Below are 18,037 nucleotides of genomic sequence, written 5' to 3' on the forward strand. Positions count from 1 at the left end.
TTTATGTCGACCGTCCGTACCACGGCGTATATGTTCAAGGCCATCGTGAGCGCGGAAACGCTCACCAGCGCGCTCGACTCGGTGAGTGTGCTGGTCGACGAGTGCAAAATCCACCTCGAGGAAGACGGGCTCGAAATTCGGGCCGTCGACCCCGCTAACGTCGGGATGGTCGACCTCTCGCTCGACGCAGCCGCGTTCGAATCCTACGAGGCCGACGGCGGGCTGATCGGCGTCGACCTCACCCGCCTCGAGGACATCGCTGGCATGGCCGAATCCGGCCAGCTCATCCAGTTCGAACTCGACGAAGAGACCCGCAAACTCCAGATCCAGATCGACGGACTCGAGTACACACTCGCGCTGATCGACCCCGACAGCATCCGACAGGAGCCGGACATTCCGGACCTGGACCTGCCCGCCGAGGTCATTCTCGAGGGCAAGGACGTCAACCGCTCGGTGACCGCTGCCGACATGGTCTCCGACCACATCGCACTCGGCGTCGAGGAAGGCGACGAGTACTTCTACGTCGACGCGGAGGGCGACACCGACGACGTCCACCTCGAACTCACCGAGGAAGACCTCATCGACCTGCAGGTCGGTCCGGCCCACTCGCTGTTCTCGCTGGACTACCTCAAAGACATGAACAAGGCGATTCCCTCCGACACCGAGGTCACGCTGCACCTCGGCGAGGAGTTCCCCGTCAAGATGTACTTCGGCTTCGCCGAGGGACAGGGACAGGTCACCTACATGCTCGCGCCGCGGATCCAGAGCGAGTAGCCCGGTTCTCTTTCCTACCCTATCGAAAACAGGATAGTTGCTGCTCGAGCAGTAGAGGTAGGTTTTAGGTTCATCACGTAGAGCCGAACGTTTCACCAGTGGTTCGGAGCCCTATTCATAGCCATATCTGCTCCGAACACGTGGTAAATTACTCATTCTCCGTCTGTAATACCTAGTTGACTTTCGAAATGCATTCTTGTAGATTAGACATACTTTTTTGTTAGATCTTCCTTCAGTACGAAATATTCTAGTTAGAATAATTATAAGTAGGGGGCGCATCTGCCGATGGATGGAGTTGCATCAATGATAGACTCGCGCAGTCTTGTCGCTGTACTCGCGGTGTTCATGGCACTGATGATGGTGACATCACCAGTCGCGATGGCCGCGGGACCAGCGGTAAGTAATGGGACAGCACAATCCGTCGACGATATCGATATCGATGTCGACGAAATAGAAGCGCAATCAGGCGAGGACGTCGAGGTAGTGTCCGAGCTTGAAAAACAAGCAGCTGAGGGGGATACTGTTGAAGTATTTGTCAGGTTAGATGCCGCGAAGTCAGAGACCTTCGCGCAAGCAACTGGCAGTGTCCAACCGACGAGTAACTCCGAGGCTGCACTGAAACAGGAGGCTGAACTCTCACAGTATCATCTGACGGAGTTTGCCGAAACGAGCGAGGGACTCGAAGTACTCAACGACTTCTGGATTACGAACGCCGTACTTCTAGAGGTCGACACTCAACAGGTCGATGTGGATGACTTGACCCGGTTCGATGGCGTAACCGAACTTCACCCGAACTACGAGGTGGAACACGTCAACCCGGAGCCTGACTCGCTCGAGGACGAATACGGTGAGAGCACGTACGGCCTCGAACAGGTTAATGCGCCGAACGTGTGGGAAGACTTCGACACGAAGGGTGGCGGAGCGTCCGTCGCCGTTCTGGACACTGGTCTCGATGCTGATCATCCGGAGTTCGATGACTTCGATGCCGACGAGAACTGGAAACAGTTCGATGAAGACGGGAACGTAATGGATGTCGCTCCCAACGACCCCAACGGGCACGGAACGCACGTAGCCGGAACGGTCGTTGGAAGCGATGAATCCGGAACGAACATCGGTGTTGCGCCAGAAGCGGAACTCTACGCAGGAAAGGTGCTCGACAACGGGGGGACGTTAGCTCAAATCGTGGCCGGCGTCGAATGGGCTGTTGAGGAAGACGTCGACGTTGTCAACATGAGCCTCGGTGGTGGCGGATACGCTGCTGTCTACGCCGAGGTAATCGATAACGCGATGGACGAAGGGACACTCGTAGTCTCTTCGTCCGGTAACGACGGACCTGGAGCGGAAGGCACACCCGCGAACGTCTACAGCGCACTTGCAGTCGGGGCAAGTGATGTGAATGAAGACATCGCTGATTTCTCGACCGGGACCGAAATTGACACGGAAGAGGAATGGGGCTACATTGGCACCCAATACGACTGGCCGGAAGAGTTCACGACGCCCGACGTCGCTGCGCCAGGCGTGGGTATTTACAGTTCGGTTCCCGGTGACGGGTATAGTGACACCTACAGTGGAACCAGTATGGCCGCGCCGCATGCGAGCGGGGTTGCTGCCCTCCTGTACGCCCAGGGCGCTGACGACGCATGGGACGTGAAAGACTACATGCAGGATTCAGCTGAGAAACCAGACGAGCCTGGTTTCCAGGCATCCCACGATGCGAATGTGTACGATCAGGAGTACGACTCCAACCAAACCGCTCTCCTGACCGACGACGAAGAGCGAGACATCCGGTATGGATACGGGCTCGTCGATGCATACGCCGCTTCGCTCGAAATGAAAGAGTCGGGTACGGTCGAAGGGACCGTTACTGACGCAGATGGAGAACCCGCCGGGGTCGACGTCTGGGTTGGTGCAGCAGAGGCGGTAACCGACGGAGATGGCGAGTTCTCCATTGAGGTCGAAGCAGGCGTAGAACACGATATCGTCGCCAGCGAGTTCGGTGAACGCGCCGAAGAGACCGTTGAAGTCGATGACGGAGAAAAGGAAACTGTCGATCTCACGCTCGAGCCGGCGCTGGACGCCGATCTGATCGACGACCAGGCCGAAGAGATCGTAAAAGGCGATGAAACCGATATCAGTGTAAACGTTTCCGAGCTTGAAACTCTAACAGTCGAACTCGGGAGTGTCGCTGAAAACGCTGACGTTGAAGAAGACAATATCGCCGTCGAATACGAGGGTGAAGAGCTATCTCTCGGTGAAGAAACAGATATCACCGAAGGTGGCGAGCCGATCTCGAATGAGATCGATCTTACGGTCGAAATCGATGCAGCCGTCGGTGCAGCTGTCGATCTCGACCTCACGTTCGACAACGAAGGCGACGACCCGATTACGGTAACGACCGGTCCGACGGCAGTTTTGGAAGAGGATGCTGAATCCGAGGACATCCAGGTCACCGAGTTCGATCCGCCGGAGGAAGCCGAATACGGTGACACCGACGAAGTAGTTGCGACGTTCGAAAACCCCGGTGACTTCACCGAAACGGAAGAGGTGTATCTGTTCGTTGACGACGAACACGATACACTGCTCCCGACAGGGGTCGAAATCGATTCAGGTGAAGAAGAGACCGTCCCACTCGGACTGATGGGATGGTGGTCCGACCTGCGTGGGGATGCAGTCCCTGGTGATCTCGACATGCAGGTGTCGGTCCAAGAACCACCGACACTCCAGGACGAATCGAACGATCCCGTCGACGAAAGTGACGTAGAAACGATTACTGTCAAAGAAACTGAGGAAGCCGAGGAAGAAAGCATTATTACCGGTCAAGTCACCGACAGCGAAAGCGACGACCCAGTGTCCGGAGCCCAGGTAACGGTTACTGGCCCTGACGAGGCTGAGACGAGAACCGATATCGACGGTGAGTTCACCGCCTCCATCGCTGGAGAGGGTAATTACACCGTTGCGGTTCATGCGCCACAGTACGGCGTCACGCAGGAACACATCAGCGTTGATGCAGGTGGGGAAACCGAAGTCGACGTTGCGATCACCCAGAATCCGAACTACCACTTCGCGATGCAGGAGGATAGAGTGTACTCGTTCGGGTTCCCCGGTCCAGTCGAAGGTGAGACGCTCGGAGACGTACTGAGTGGCACTAACGAAGAAGAACCGATAGGTACGGTCTGGACGTTCGACAACGAGGAGAACGAGTGGAGTACTGGATCGCTTGACACCGAAATCGGTGCCCTCGACGCAGTAGTAGTCGTTCCCGAAGAAGAGATAGTGGGAGAAGTGACGTTCGAAGGTGATCCGACAGCAGGCACACCTGGAAGCCCCGTCAGCAGTGACGTTGACGAGGGTTGGAACTTCGTCGCACCGGCACAGTTCAACGATCCGGAAGAGGCCTTCACGACGACCAGCGAAGAACTCCAGGTTCAGGAAGCAGGTGACGAGCCACACTCGAACGTGCTTCCAGACGGTGGCTTCGGTGGCGTTGGCGTCCTCGACGAGGGCGATAACGACCTCAACCCGTTCGCTGGATACTTCCTCGCTGTCGACGATGACGGCGAACAGCTCGGTACCACGACGGACGGTCTCAACCTCGAAGAGGCAAACGACCGGCTGAACGTCGACGCAGACGACCTCGAGCTGACGGTCGTGAAGGCGGGAAGTGACGGTGAACCGATCGAAGGTGCAGATGTAACTATCGAAGCGGACGGAACTGGCTGGGACCTCGTGACCGCAGAAGATGGCTCGGTCTCGGTTCCGCAACTTCCGGCTGAAGTCGAACAGGACGTCGTAGTCGAAGCGAACGGCTTCGAGACGAAGGAAACCCAACTCACGCCCGGTGACAAGACGCTCGAACTCACAGCCGATGAGACGATGTTCCTCGTCGATGACCTCGAAGTCGACGGTGACGAAGGAAACATCGGTGACGCGGATCAGAACGAATTCGCTCCGGGTGACGAGATCCAGATCGACTACGAAGTGACCAATATCGGTCCGGAAGCGGACGAACTGCAGGTGCAGACCGAAATCGGTCCGAACCCAGGCGAAGCGCGTATGGATTCGGACACTAACGTCGTCCATACGGAAAGCCTGACAATTGAGAACGGGACAACTGAACGGATCTCGGTGACCGAGGACATCCTCGATTCACAGGTCGCTGGTGATCAGTACGCAGCCGGTCTCTCCATGGATATGGCGACGGTCCCCATGGACATAGAGACCGAAGAGATCACCGTCCTTGCTGACGAGGAATACCAGCTCTCGAACCTCAACCCCGAAACTACGACGGTCCATCAAGAGGATGATCCGTTCGACGTTTCAGTTGACGTCGAAAACGTCGGCGATATCGCCGAAGAACCACAGAATATCGAACTTGAAATCCTCGATTCGAACGAAGAGATCGCATACAATGAGACCGCAGAAGCGGTCGAAGTCGACGCCGGTGAGAGCACCACGGTCGAGTTCGAAGCTATCGATCCATCCGAATTCGATGGTGGAGAGTACACGCTCGTCGTGTCCTCTGGAGACGACGAAATCACCGGCGAGCTAACGGTCGAGACGCCGGCGATGTCGGAACTCGATACCCTCGATATCGCTGACGAAGATGAGAACGCAACGATCGTCGAAGGAGATGACGAAAACATCTCGGTCGCAGTCGAAAACGTTGGTGACGAAGCCGGCGAGTTCGACGTCGACCTCGAAATCAACGAGAGCGACGTCGAAGAGGAAACCACGACCGGAGAACTCGAGCCCGGTGAGACCGAAACCGTCACGTTCGAGGCAGTCACTGGTAATCTCAGTAATGGCTCCTACGACATCGATGTCTCGACGGAAGACGACAGCGTCGAAGGTGACCTTACTGTTCAGGAACTCACTGACGATTTCCAGGTCGAGATCAACGACACCCACGATCCGATAACCGAAGGTGAGAACCTCGACGTAAACGTCACCGTCGAGAACCTCGGTACTGACGACGGCGAACAGACCATCGAACTCGAAGACTTCGGTGGAGAAAACGTCGATGAGGAAAACGTCAGCCTCAGTGCTAGCGATGAAACGGATATCTCCCTAACCTGGGAAACTGAAGAGGGTGACGCTGGTGTCGACAACATTACTGTCACCAGTGATAATGACTCCGTCAGCACGGAAGTCGAGATCGAACAAGTTGCTACGGGTACTCTCTCCGAACTCGACATCGCCGAAGAGGGCACTGACGCGATGATCGTCGAAGGCGATAACGAAAACATCTCGGTCGCAGTCGAAAACGTGGGTGACGAAGCCGGCGAGTTCGACGTCAACCTCGAAATCAACGAGAGCGATGTCGAAGAAGAAACCACGACCGACGAACTCGAGCCCGATGAGAACGAAACCGTCACGTTCGAAGCAGTCACTGGTAACCTCAGTGATGGCTCCTACGACGTCGACGTCTCGACGGAAGACGACAGCGTCGAAGGTGACCTTACTGTCCAGGAACTCACTGACGACTTCCAGGTCGAGATCAGCGACACCTCCGACCCGGTAACCGAAGGTGAGAACCTCGACGTAAACGTCACCGTCGAGAACCTCGGTACTGACGACGGCGAACAGACCATCGAACTCGAAGACTTCGGTGGCGAAAAGGTCGATGAGGAAAACGTCAGCCTCGATACTGGCGACGAAACGAATATTACCCTAACTTGGGAGACCGAGGAGGGTGACGCTGGTGTCGACGACATTACTGTCACCAGTGATAATGACTCCGTCAGCGCGGGAGTCGAGATCGAACAAGTTGCTACGGGTACTCTCTCCGACCTCAACATCGCCGAAAAGAGCGATAACGCAACGATCGTCGAGGGAGATGACGAAAACATCTCGGTCGTAGTCGAAAACGTTGGTGACGAAGCCGGCGAGTTCGACGTCACCCTCGAAATCAACGAGAGTGACATTGAAGAAGAGAGTTCGATCGACGAACTCGAGCCCGATGAGAACGAAACCATCACGTTCGAAGCAGTCACTGGTAACCTCAGTGATGGCTCCTACGACGTCGACGTCTCGACGGAAGATGACACCGTCGAAGGTTACCTTACTGTCCAGGAACTCACTGACGACTTCCAGATCGAGATCAGCGACACCCACGATCCGGTAACCGAAGGTGAGAACCTCGACGTAGATGCCACCGTCGAGAACGTCGGTACTGACGACGGCGAACAGACCATCGAACTCGAAGACTTCGGTGGAGAAAACGTCGATGAGGAAACCGTCAGCCTCGATACTGGCGACGAAACGAATATTACCCTAACCTGGGAGACCGAAGAAGGTGACGCTGGTGCCGACGATATTACGGTCACCAGTGATGATGACTCCGTCAGCACGGAAATCGAGATCGAACAAGTTGCTACGGCTGCGCTCTCCAACCTCGACATCGCCGGAGAGGGCGCTGATGCAACGATCGTTGAGGACGATAACGAAAATGTCTCGGTCGTAGTCGAAAACGTGGGTGACGAAGCCGGCGAGTTCGATGTAGACCTCGAGATCGGTAACGCTGACGTCGAAGAGGACGCTAAAACTGACGAACTCGAGCCCGGTGAGACAGAAACTGTCACATTCGAGGCTGTCACTGGGAACCTCAGTAATGGCTCCTACGACGTCGATGTCTCGACGGAAGACGACAGCATCGAAGGCACCCTCATTGTCGAACAGCCAGCAGTCGAGTCGGTCGAAATTGAACCAGCCGAAGATCAGATCGTCGAAGCTGGTGAAACCGTTGACTTCGACGCTACTGCCTTCGATGAAGATGGAGACGAACTCGAAACCGACGACAGTGAATTCGACTGGAACAATGCTGACGATAGCGGCGTATTCGACGAAACCGACGCCGGTAACTACGAGGTCACCGCCGAACTCGGTGGTGTGATCTCTGAAACGACGACGGTCACCGTCGAATCCAATGATATCAGTTCAGTCGAAATCGACCCAGCTGAAAACCAGACAGTCGCTCCTGACGAAGAACTCGAGTTCGACGCTACCGCTCTCGACGAATTCGATAACGTCGTCGAAGACAACGACACCGAGTTCACCTGGACTAACGCTGACGAGAGTGGTACGTTCCAGGAGTCTGACAAAGACGACTACACGGTCACCGCCGAACTCGGCGGCGTGACCTCTGAAGTGACGACGGTCACCGTCGAAGAGCCAGCAGTCGAGTCGGTCGAAATTGAACCAGCCGAAGAACGGACCGTCGAAGCCGGTGAAACCATTGACTTCGACGCCACTGCCTTCGACGAAGATGGAGACGAACTCGAAACTGACGACAGCGAATTCGACTGGAACAATGCTGACGAGAGCGGTGTATTCGACGAAACCGACGCCGGTAGCTACGATGTCACCGCCGAATTCGGTGGTGTGACCTCTGAGTCGACGACGGTCACTGTCGAAGCCAGTGATGTCGATTCAGTCGAAATCGACCCCGCTAATGACCGGACTGTCGCTCCTGACGAAGAACTCGAGTTCGGCGCTACCGCCCTCGACGAATTCGATAACGTCGTCGAAGACGACGACAGCGCGTTCACCTGGACCAACGCTGACGAGAGTGGTACGTTCCAGGAATCTGATGAAGGTGACTACGCGGTCAGTGCCGAACTCGGTGGTGTGGCCTCTGAGTCAACGACGGTCACCGTCGACTCTGGTGAATAATTACTGAATAAATAATCTCCCAATATTATCTTACAACCAATGAAGCAGAATACAACGGAGGTAACTGCGAGATGACCGGGGCACGTAGTCGCCTCGTTGCGCTCGCGCTCGCAGCGGTCATGCTGCTGTCGGCCGTCGCACTCGGTGTCGGGGCGGCTCCCGTCCTCGCGGACGACGATCCACCCGAGATCCCGGCAGGCTACTACGGCGACGTCGAAATCGACGGCGAGCCAGCACCCGAAGGAACAGTTATCGCAGCCGAAATCGACGGTGAGAAACGCGGGCTGATCACAGTCGAAAACGAAGGTGAATTCGGTGGCCCGTCGGTTGACGACGAGAAACTTGAGGTCCGCGGTAGTTCGACCGATACCGGGAAGGACGTCACCTTCCTCGTCAACGGGGAGGAAGTCGACGCCGAACCCGACGTCGAATGGGAGTCCGGTGACATCGAAGAAGTCTCCCTCGAGGGCGAAGACGTCGGCGATCCGCCGTACTTCGCCGTCGACATCATCGACGAATCGACGACGACGGTCGACGTCGGTGACGAGGCAACCGTCGTTGCCGACATCGAAAACACCGGCGACGTCTCGGGTCAGTCAGATATCGAGTTCGCGGTCGACGGTACCCTCGAAGAGAAGATCGAAGACCTCGAACTCGACGTCGGTGAAAGCAAAGCGCTCGAGTTCGACTACGAACTCGACGAAGAAGGCGAAGTCGACGCGACGGTCAGTACCGTCAACGACGAGGATACGGTGACGCTAGTTGCCGAAGACGACGATGATCCATCACCAGGCCCGTCGCCGTCACCAGGCCCGTCTCCGGACCCGGACCCAGACCCTGACCCCGACCCAATCGAGTTCGAAGTCACCGACGGCGAACTCGAGGTCAGCGTGATCGGTGTCGGCGAAACGGTGACCGTTACGGCCACGATCGAGCATATCGGTAGCGAGACTGGCGAAGCGTCCGTCAAGTTCGTCGTCGACGGAGACGTCGTCGACGAGAAGACGGTCGGTCTCGATCCCGACGAAGCCACCGACGTGACGTTCACAGAGGCGTTCGACGAACCGGGAGACTACGACGTTGCGGTCGGCGAATTCGACGTCGGAACGGTCGAAGTGACCGAACCCGAACCCGCCGCGTTCGACGTCTTCGACGTCGAGGTGTCCGACGATAAGATCGAGGCCGGCGACGAGATCGACGTCTCCGCCACGGTCGAGAACATCGGCGATGAAACCGGCACGTTTACTGCCGAGTTGCTCGTCGACGGCGAGGTCGTCGACGGACAGGATGTCACCGCCGACGGCGGCGATGCCGCGACCGTGACGTTCACAGAGGCGTTCGACGAACCGGGAGACTACGACGTTACCGTCAGCGATGCCGACGGCGTGACGATCACCGTCACGGAAGACGACGGCATCCCCGGCTTCGGCGCCACGGCAGCAGTCATCACGCTACTGGCGGTCGCGCTTCTCGCGCGTCGCCTGTAATACGAGGACAAATACCGGTCGGAGCGGGACGATACCCGTTCCCCTGATCCCGAATTTTGCCTTTTTTCATCCAACACCAGCCAGCGGAGCCGACACGCTCGTCTTGTGATCGATCACAACTATGACTACCATCGAGACGAACCTGTGCCGGCATCGACACCGTTCAGGATTCGGTTACGTTCCCACCGAATCGACGTTCGAACCATATTCAACTGGCCCGCACACGGTGGAGGGGGACGTATCAGTAAACTCTGCCTGCTTCGGACGGATCCCATCGCTCGTGTATCCACACTTCGGAAACCGCCGACTCGTGTTATTTCACACAGAAACCTTCCGCGTTGGCCTTGTACGCTACGAGGTCAACCTCACGGATTGCCGTGACTCCCGGCCGCTTATCTGCTGGATAGTGCGGTAAGTGGACTGCGAACCTGTAGTATACCGTCGTTATCGTCGAACGTTCGCCTGCAATGACGCGTACCCTCGAATTTATGCGACCGGCTCTCGTCACCGCGTGTCGATGGCAACGCTCGTCGAGTTTTCCGTCGAGGGGAACGCATTTCCGCTGGGAGAGCTGTTCGCGACGCTGCCGGGAGTCTCGGTCGAACTCGAGCGAATCGTGCCGACCAGCGACTCGCTGTTTCCCTACGTCTGGATCCAGGGAGCGAGTCGAGCGGCGGTAACGAACGCCCTCGAGACTGCGTGTGAACGAAGCGAGTTCACGCTGGTCGACGAACTGGAGAGTCGCGGGTTGCTCTATCGGGTAAACTGGGATCCCAATATCGATGGCATCGTCAGTGCTATCGTCGACTCCGACGTCACGCTGCTCTCTGCGACCGGAAAACGAAACGAGTGGACGTTTCGACTCCGCGTCGCGGACCACGACGAACTCGGGGCGTTCCAGGATCGGTGTCGAAACGTCGGCGTCAGAATCGACCTCTCCCGGCTACTGCCACTCGAGTACGACGACGGGAACGGTGACGAACGAATCACGCCGCCACAGCTCGAGGCACTCGAACTGGCCTTCCAGCGAGGATACTTCGACGATCCGCGGCGGGCGACCCTCGACGACCTCGCGACGGAGCTCGAGATTACGCGCCAGTCACTCGCCGGGCGACTCCGTCGCGGGCACCGAAATCTGCTGGCAGGGCTGTTCGGCTCCAGCGGGGGGCAGATCGAACGCGAGCGAGCGACGTCGCTCAGCGATCGGTGATGACCGACGTACGTAAACGCTCACTTAAAAGTACTACATAGTAAGGATAGTGCCTACTAGCGAGACGAGCGTAGGGGAGGTATGCCCTCCACAGACGATTCCGAACGGTCCTCGGACTCAGACGACGCTAAATTCGTGGCGACGTTCGACCCGAACGGCGGCGACAAACCGAGCGAGACGGTCGTCGACGCCGTCTCCTCGGTCACCGACGAGGATCCGCTCGAGATCACGCCGCTGTACGAGGCCATCGATCCGGACGCACTCGACGCGCTATTCGACGACTCACGGTCCGGCGACGAGAACCACGAACTGTGGTTTACCTACGAGGGGTTCGACGTCGGCGTCCGCAGCGATGGCGAGGTCCGGATCCGGACGGCGACGGACGCAGCCTCGAGCGCCTGACCGAGCCCTAGTCTCGGTCCGCGAGAAAGGACAGCAACGCCTCGTTTACCTGTGTCGCGTTCTCGACGAACGCGAAGTGTGATCCTCCGTCGACGAGTTCGAGTCGGCTATCGGCGATCTTCTCGGCCAGCAGTCGCCCGTTCTGGACCGGCACCACGCGGTCGTCGGTCCCGTGGACGACCAGCGTCGGGACGCGAATCTCGTCCAGTCGGTCGCCGACGTCGAACGCGAGGAAGGCCGCGGCCTGTGCTTCGCGGGCAGGATCGTTCGCATCCTGTTCGCGTCGCCACTCGACGATACGGTCCATCAGGTGTGGGTTGCGGTTCGTGAACCGTTCGGTGAAGAGGGGACGCATCCGCTTTCGAATCCGTTCGCGGTCGGTTCCGGCGCTCGCAACGAGGTGTTCTCTCCCCTCGTCGGGGATCGGAACCGCGTCGCCGCCGCCGTGAGTCGTCCCACACAGCGTCAGCGTTTTCGCCCGCGAGAAGTCGATCGCGTACTGCTGGGCGACCATCCCGCCGAGGCCCGCGCCGACCAGATGCACCCTCGAGAGTCCGGCGTCCTCGAGGACGGCCTCGAGGTCGGCGGCCAGTCCCGCAACCGAGTAGCCAGCGGCGTTCAGAACGAGGGGTGTGCGCAGTTTTCCCGGGAGCCGGGACACGAGCGGCGGTAACCCGGCGTCGGACCGGCCGGTGCCGCGGCTGTCGGGGGCGAGCACCTCGTACTCGTCGGCGACGGCTTCGCGTTGCCAGCGCCACGTCCAGCGGCCGGCCCCCACGTCCTGGAGGAAAACTACTGGATCGCTGTCGTCGTTCTCGTCGCGTTCGTAGTAGATCGACACGCCGTCCCGCATCGCCCGTGGCATACCCGGAGTGACGTGTCGGATCCTCTTGAAATCGATCCTCTCGTTCGAGTAACGAAACCGACGACGACGGTAATACGGTGTTACCCTCGAGTCGTGGATCACGACGTTTATGCCGCCGCAGTAATATCCTCTTACCGATGCAGACGCTCCACGCCCGGTATCCGTTTCTCGAGGCCGCTCGCGAGACGGTCGCGACGGAGGCGGTCGATCTCGCCACCGTCGTCGAGCAGGACCGGGCGGTCGTCGAGCGCGCCGCCCAACGCGTGATTACTGCGATCGAGGACGGCGAAGTCGGCGACTCGCACCGCGATACCCGCACCGAATTGCTCTCCTACCCGGTCGCACGCGTCCTGGTCTCGATGGTCGAAGAACGCGTCCTCGTGCGCAAGTACGCCCGCGCCGAGGCCGCGACCGCCTACGAACGGTTCACCGAGGACATGGCCGACACGACCGAACTGAAAAGCGTCGAGTCGACCGGCCTCGACCTCGAGGAACTGCTGGCCGAGTTCGACCTCGCGGACGACGTCCGGGAGACGCCGGGCGGCTACCGGATGGACGTCGGGAGCTACGTCCCCCTGGCCGAGGACCTCTGGACCGACGAGTGGCGACTGGTCAACCGGCCCCTCTCGGCCGGCGAGGTCCCGCTTTCGGAGGAAGAACTGCTCACGCTCGTCCGCGAGGCGATCCGCACCCGTATCGACGAGGGACTCCCCTTCGACGTGCCGGACGCGATCGCGGGCGAACTCGAGGCGGAAGCCGCCGAGATCCGGGACGTGCTCGCGGACCTCGATCTCACGCGCGAGATCGACACCGTCGTGCCGGACCTGTTCCCGCCGTGTATGAAGGCCTTGCTCGACGACGTCCAGAAGGGCGAACACCTACCACATCACTCTCGGTTCGCGATCACTGCCTTCCTGACGAGCATCGGGATGAAAACCGACGAGATCGTCGATCTCTACCGCGTGAACTCCTCCTTTGGCGAGGAGATGACTCGCTACCAGACCGACCACATCCGCGGGGACACCTCGCCGACGGAGTACTCGCCACCCTCGTGTGCGACGATGCAGTCCTACGGCGACTGCGTGAACAAGGACGACCTCTGCGAGCGGATTCCACACCCGATGGCCTACTACGAAGAGCGGATCGACGACGCCGACGACGACGAAATCGAGGACTGGCGGGAAGCGCAGGGTGAAGAAGAAGCGGCGAGTGCCGAGTGACGATCACTCGTTTTCGGATTGCTTCGATAGCTCGTCTGCCTGTTCCTGGATGTCCGCGAGCGCTCGTTCCTGTTCGCCGCGTGCGAGCCCGCCGGACTCGACGTGACGACCGTCGTACTGGCGGGATGGAATGGCGTTCCAGACGCTCGAGTCCGAGTCGTCGTCACCGCTGTCGGATCGTCGCCACAGGAGGGCGATCGCGAGCACAGCGAGAACGGCTATAGTAGCCACTGCAAGTCAGTGCACACCTGATCGCACGACAGCTGTGCGATCAGTGTGTAAATAGTTGCAGTTGTTACTATAGTACGGCGACGGCGCTGGTCGACTCGAGGATCGACGACCGGACGAACAGCGACGAACCGAGCAGTACGAGCCCGATAGCCACGGCGACGAGCCACAGGGAGGACGATCGAGAGGAATCCTCGTCGGAAGGGGAGCGGGAACCGACCATGCGTCGTGTAAGTCGGCCAACTACAAAGAACTGATGACGAAACGGACGTCAGACCGCACTCTGTGCGTCCGTGTTCTCGTCCTCGAGTCCCTCGCCCGGCTCGTTCAGGAGGAATGCCAGTCCGATGCCGACGATGGTAAGCAGGAGGACGAAGCCGACGATGGCCCAGACGAGCAGTTCCGCACCCTCTGGGGTGAGGATGCTGTCGTCTCCGCCGTGCATCATCCCGATGCCGATCATGGCGCCGATCATCAGCAGGACCGAGGAGACGGCGACGGCGATTTCGATTATTTGCTTGCGCTCGAGCATTATACGACGGGTTTCGTCGGACGGATGAAAAGCGCTTCGAAGCCCTCTTAGACGGTCATCTCGCGCTCGAGTTCCCGGAGCTGTTCGATCCGGTCGTCGGTCGGTGGGTGGGTGCTGAACAGACGGCCGACGACGCCGGACTTGATCGGGATAATGAAGAAGGCGTTCATCTCGGCCTCCTCGCGCATGTCGTCTTTGGGCACCTTGTCCATCCGTCCCGAGATCTTCATCAGCGCGGAGGCGAGCGCCGAGGGGTTTCCGGTGATGGCCGCCGCACCGCGGTCGGCGGCGTACTCGCGGTATCGCGAGAGCGCCCGGATCAGCAGGTAGCTAATGATCCAGACGAGCAGCGAGACGAGGATGGCGACCATGACCCCACCGCCGCCGCGACCGCCACCACGACCGCGACCGCCCCCGAAGAACGCGCCCCAGCGGACGATCATGAACGCGATCGTCGAGAGGAACGAGGCGATCGTCATCACCATCATGTCCCGGTTCTTGACGTGGGCGAGTTCGTGAGCGAGAACGCCGTCGAGTTCCTCGCGGTCGAGCGTGCTCATGAGGCCCGTCGTCACCGCGACGGCCGCGTTCTTCTGGTTGCGGCCGGTCGCGAAAGCATTGGGTACCTGCGAGTCGATCACTGCGACTTTCGGTTTGGGGAGGTCGGCCTGCTGGGAGAGCCGTTCGATAGAGCTGTGGAGCTGTGGGTACTCGTCGGCCGAGACCGTCTTCGCACCCATGCTCTTGAGCGTGAGCGTATCGCTGTAGTAGTATTGGACGAGGGACATCCCGCCGAACAGCATCCCGAAGATGAAGAGGCTCCCCGCCCCGTCTGTAAGATACAATGTGAGCACGCCCGCGAAGACGATGTACAGCGCAAACAGCAGGAACATCGTCAGGAACATTCGGAATCGAAGACCCCAGTCCGCCTGCCAGTTCATACTCGTATGTAGGGCTCAGGACGAATAAGTGTCACCGCCCGGACGTGCCGCCAAGTCCAGTAATTTTACACACATCAGACAGGTAGCAACCCCTTCGTTTCGCATGGAGATAGCACACCATGACGACGTCTGACGTGTCAGTTGCCAGCAGTGTCTGACGTGCGGCCGACATTGTTTGTTGGGAATTTAACTCGACCCATAGTAACGATAGAACGGCTGTATCGATACCCGACGATCCCGAACCCCCTCGTTTCGGGTGGAATTGTCAACTTCTGAAATTGGAACCGCACGACTCGAGGGTTGGACTCGAGACCACATCCGGAGCGCGTTCCTTAACATCGTCAGTACGCAAGTACGAGTAATGAGTAAGTCACGTGCGTTCTGTCCTCGCTGTGGGGATCCGGTACCCGATCGATCCGATCGTGAGGGGGAGGCGGCCGATCCCCTTCGACCGGGCACAGAGGTCGACCTCTGCGATTCGTGTTACTTCGACGACTTCGACTTCGTCGACGCCCCCGACCGGATCGACGTCATGGTCTGTTCGCAGTGTGGGGCGGTCCATCGTGGCAACCGGTGGGTCGACGTCGGCGCGAGGGACTACACCGACATCGCGATCGAGGAGGTAAGCGAGGCGCTGGCCGTCCACGTCGACGTCGAAGACGTCGCCTGGCAGGTCGAACCCGAACAGGTCGACCAGAACACGATCCGGATGCACGCCTACTTCACGGGCGTGGTCCGGGGAACGCCGGTCGACGAAGAGGTGATGGTGCCGGTCAAGATCTCCCGACAGACCTGTGAACGGTGCGGACGGATCGCCGGCGACTACTACGCTAGCATCGTCCAAATCCGTGCCGAGCGACGAACTCCGACGAGCGAGGAGACCGACCGCGCAGAGGAGATCGCCCATCAGGTCGTCGCCGACATGGAGGCGACTGGCGACCGCAACGCCTTCGTCACCGAGATCGGCGAGGTCGACGACGGACTGAACATGAAAGTCTCGACCAACAAGATCGGCAAGAAGATCGCGAACAAGATGGTCGAGGAGTTCGGCGGCACGGTCAACGATGCCGAGACGCTCGTCACGGAGGACGAAGATGGTAACGAGGTCTACCGGGTCACCTTCGCAGTCCGCCTGCCACCCTACACCCCCGGCGACGTTATCGACCTGAAAGACGACGACGAGGGACCGGTGCTGGTCCGCAGCGCCCACGGCAATCTCAAGGGCACGCGCCTGACGACCGGCGAACGGTACGAAGCCAGCCACGAAGAAGGTGCCTCCCCCGAGGCGCGCAAACTCGGCGAAGCGGAGGACGCCGAACGGACGACGGTTGTCGCCGTCGAGGACGAGAACGCCGTCCAGGTTCTCGATCCCGAGACCTACCAGGCCAAGACCGTCGCGCGGCCGGACTACTTCGATCCCGACGCCGAGACGGTGCCGGTGCTGAAGAGCCGTGCCGGACTGCACGTCCTCCCCGATCCGGATCCGGACGCCGACGAGGACGACGAGGGGTACTACGATCCCTACGAGGACGATGGCTGAGGAGCCCGACGCCGAGGGAGAACGGAGCGCCGCCGACGCCATCGCCCGCGCGGACGCGCCGCTGGCCGCAATCGTCGAGAAACCGCGAACCGAAACCGCGATCGAATCCCTGCGAGCGGAAGGCGTCTACGACGACTCCCGACAGGTACTCGAGGACGGCCCCGACAGAGTCGCACTTCCCGTCACCGAAGCGCCGACCGAAACGCGCGTCCTCGAGGTCGTCCGCCAGCTCGAGCCCGAGTTCCGGACGACGGATCTCGCCGGCTTGCTCGCCGAACGCGGCTGGAGCGACGCGGACCTCGAGTCGGCACCGGGGTCGTGGGCCGTGATCGGCTCGATCGTCCTCGTCTCCATCCCCGACGACTGTCCCGACGAGAAAGCGGTTGCCGACGCCCTGCTCGAGTTACACGGCGAAGCCGACAGCGTGCTGGCGGACGAAGGGATCGAAAACGACGGCGAGGCGGGCACCTACAGGGAGCCGAAGACGCGACTGCTCGCGGGCGAGTCGGACACGGAGACGATCCACACCGAGCACGGCACCCGGTACGGACTCGACCCTGCGAGCGTGATGTTCTCGCCCGGCAATCAGGCCGAACGCGCACGCATGGGCGATGTCTGTTCTGAGGGCGAGCGCGTCTTCGACATGTTCGCCGGAATCGGCTACTTCACGCTCCCAATGGCCAGAAGCGGCGCGCAGGTGACCGCGACCGAGATCAACCCGACCGCGTTTCGCTATCTGCTCGAGAACGCCGTTCTCAACGACGTCTCGGACCGCGTCGACGCCTACATGACCGACTGTCGGGACCTCGCAGACGGCCTCGAGGCCGATCGCGTAGTGATGGGCTACTACGGTACCAGCGAGGACGACTCGAGCCAGCGCAGCGACGAAGCCCACGAGTTTCTCCCCGACGCACTCGAGGCGCTCGTCCCCGGCGGCGTCGTCCACTACCACGAGGCGACGCCGGAGTCGCGGCTCTGGGAGCGACCGGAACGCCGACTCGAGGACGCAGTCGACGAGGCCGGTCGCTCGCTCGAGTATCTCGACCGTCGTCGAGTGAAAAGTCACAGTGCGGGCGTCGAACACATCGTCGTAGACGTTCGAGTCGACTGATCGCGGGCGGTATTCTGGAAGAGTTCGATACTGAAATCGCCCTTTCAATATCCATG

Annotated in this window: 13 protein-coding genes; 8 read left to right on the top strand and 5 right to left on the bottom strand. The window is 59.7% G+C overall.

What is annotated here, in order from left to right; translation table 11 throughout:
• The first annotated feature begins 30 nt into the window (after positions 1-30).
• The 5 genes from BLR35_RS14290 (at position 31) to BLR35_RS14310 (ending at position 11,544) form a co-directional block, all read left to right on the top strand.
• Positions 31-774, top strand: a complete 744-nt coding sequence (locus BLR35_RS14290; protein WP_090383322.1) for a DNA polymerase sliding clamp — start codon at positions 31-33, stop codon at positions 772-774.
• 747 nt (positions 775-1,521) lie between these two features.
• Complete coding sequence (locus tag BLR35_RS14295) at positions 1,522-8,445, top strand: S8 family serine peptidase (protein ID WP_170831039.1); 6,924 nt, start codon at positions 1,522-1,524, stop codon at positions 8,443-8,445.
• A gap of 71 nt (positions 8,446-8,516) precedes the next feature.
• Positions 8,517-9,932 carry a CARDB domain-containing protein gene (locus BLR35_RS14300; protein ID WP_090383328.1) on the top strand — a complete coding sequence of 472 codons (1,416 nt, stop codon included), beginning with the start codon at positions 8,517-8,519 and terminating at the stop codon, positions 9,930-9,932.
• A 517-nt stretch (positions 9,933-10,449) separates the two neighbouring features.
• Positions 10,450-11,142, top strand: coding sequence for a helix-turn-helix domain-containing protein (locus BLR35_RS14305; RefSeq protein WP_090383331.1), 693 nt, complete (start codon positions 10,450-10,452; stop codon positions 11,140-11,142).
• An 81-nt stretch (positions 11,143-11,223) separates the two neighbouring features.
• Positions 11,224-11,544 (top strand): DdfA family disk-determining factor, encoded by a 321-nt coding sequence (locus tag BLR35_RS14310; RefSeq protein WP_090383333.1) that lies wholly within the window; start codon positions 11,224-11,226, stop codon positions 11,542-11,544.
• Between the two features lie 7 nt (positions 11,545-11,551).
• Here BLR35_RS14310 and BLR35_RS14315 read toward each other — a convergent pair whose 3' ends face one another.
• Positions 11,552-12,409, bottom strand: a complete 858-nt coding sequence (locus tag BLR35_RS14315; protein WP_090383335.1) for an alpha/beta fold hydrolase — start codon at positions 12,407-12,409, stop codon at positions 11,552-11,554.
• A 137-nt stretch (positions 12,410-12,546) separates the two neighbouring features.
• Between BLR35_RS14315 and priL the strand changes: the two genes are divergently transcribed.
• The gene (gene priL / locus BLR35_RS14320) at positions 12,547-13,629 is read left to right on the top strand and encodes a DNA primase regulatory subunit PriL (protein ID WP_090383337.1); all 1,083 of its coding nucleotides are present in this window, start codon (positions 12,547-12,549) and stop codon (positions 13,627-13,629) included.
• A 3-nt stretch (positions 13,630-13,632) separates the two neighbouring features.
• On the opposite strand, the gene BLR35_RS14325 is transcribed toward priL, so the two are convergent.
• The 4 genes from BLR35_RS14325 to htpX all read right to left on the bottom strand — a co-directional run bounded on the left by BLR35_RS14325 (position 13,633) and on the right by htpX (position 15,330).
• On the bottom strand, positions 13,633-13,860 hold the full coding sequence (locus BLR35_RS14325; protein ID WP_170831032.1) for a hypothetical protein: 228 nt from the start codon (positions 13,858-13,860) through the stop codon (positions 13,633-13,635).
• Positions 13,861-13,927: 67 nt separating this feature from the next.
• Positions 13,928-14,080, bottom strand: a complete 153-nt coding sequence (locus tag BLR35_RS20745; protein WP_170831040.1) for a hypothetical protein — start codon at positions 14,078-14,080, stop codon at positions 13,928-13,930.
• A gap of 48 nt (positions 14,081-14,128) precedes the next feature.
• Complete coding sequence (locus BLR35_RS14330; RefSeq protein WP_090383342.1) at positions 14,129-14,389, bottom strand: DUF7472 family protein; 261 nt, start codon at positions 14,387-14,389, stop codon at positions 14,129-14,131.
• A 47-nt stretch (positions 14,390-14,436) separates the two neighbouring features.
• The gene (gene htpX / locus BLR35_RS14335) at positions 14,437-15,330 is read right to left on the bottom strand and encodes a zinc metalloprotease HtpX (RefSeq protein WP_090383344.1); all 894 of its coding nucleotides are present in this window, start codon (positions 15,328-15,330) and stop codon (positions 14,437-14,439) included.
• Between the two features lie 361 nt (positions 15,331-15,691).
• Between htpX and BLR35_RS14340 the strand changes: the two genes are divergently transcribed.
• A complete protein-coding gene (locus BLR35_RS14340; protein WP_090383346.1) occupies positions 15,692-16,870 on the top strand; it encodes a 60S ribosomal export protein NMD3 in 1,179 nt (392 codons plus the stop codon).
• Positions 16,863-17,981 carry a class I SAM-dependent methyltransferase gene (locus tag BLR35_RS14345; RefSeq protein ID WP_090383348.1) on the top strand — a complete coding sequence of 373 codons (1,119 nt, stop codon included), beginning with the start codon at positions 16,863-16,865 and terminating at the stop codon, positions 17,979-17,981. Before BLR35_RS14340 ends, BLR35_RS14345 begins: the two co-directional genes overlap by 8 nt.
• Positions 17,982-18,037: the final 56 nt, after the last annotated feature.

Origin of the sequence: Natronobacterium texcoconense (assembly GCF_900104065.1) — an archaeon.
GTDB classification, from domain to species: domain Archaea; phylum Halobacteriota; class Halobacteria; order Halobacteriales; family Natrialbaceae; genus Natronobacterium; species Natronobacterium texcoconense.

Excerpts from the sequence above, each read along its gene's own strand:
- BLR35_RS14290 (WP_090383322.1), top strand. The coding sequence starts at position 31 with ATGTTCAAGGCCATCGTGAGCGCGGAAACGCTCACCAGCGCGCTCGAC.
- BLR35_RS14300 (WP_090383328.1), top strand. The coding sequence starts at position 8,517 with ATGACCGGGGCACGTAGTCGCCTCGTTGCGCTCGCGCTCGCAGCGGTC.
- BLR35_RS14305 (WP_090383331.1), top strand. The coding sequence starts at position 10,450 with ATGGCAACGCTCGTCGAGTTTTCCGTCGAGGGGAACGCATTTCCGCTG.
- BLR35_RS14310 (WP_090383333.1), top strand. The coding sequence starts at position 11,224 with ATGCCCTCCACAGACGATTCCGAACGGTCCTCGGACTCAGACGACGCT.
- BLR35_RS14315 (WP_090383335.1), bottom strand. The coding sequence starts at position 12,409 with ATGCCACGGGCGATGCGGGACGGCGTGTCGATCTACTACGAACGCGAC.
- priL (WP_090383337.1), top strand. The coding sequence starts at position 12,547 with ATGCAGACGCTCCACGCCCGGTATCCGTTTCTCGAGGCCGCTCGCGAG.
- BLR35_RS20745 (WP_170831040.1), bottom strand. The coding sequence starts at position 14,080 with ATGGTCGGTTCCCGCTCCCCTTCCGACGAGGATTCCTCTCGATCGTCC.
- BLR35_RS14330 (WP_090383342.1), bottom strand. The coding sequence starts at position 14,389 with ATGCTCGAGCGCAAGCAAATAATCGAAATCGCCGTCGCCGTCTCCTCG.
- htpX (WP_090383344.1), bottom strand. The coding sequence starts at position 15,330 with ATGAACTGGCAGGCGGACTGGGGTCTTCGATTCCGAATGTTCCTGACG.
- BLR35_RS14340 (WP_090383346.1), top strand. The coding sequence starts at position 15,692 with ATGAGTAAGTCACGTGCGTTCTGTCCTCGCTGTGGGGATCCGGTACCC.
- BLR35_RS14345 (WP_090383348.1), top strand. The coding sequence starts at position 16,863 with ATGGCTGAGGAGCCCGACGCCGAGGGAGAACGGAGCGCCGCCGACGCC.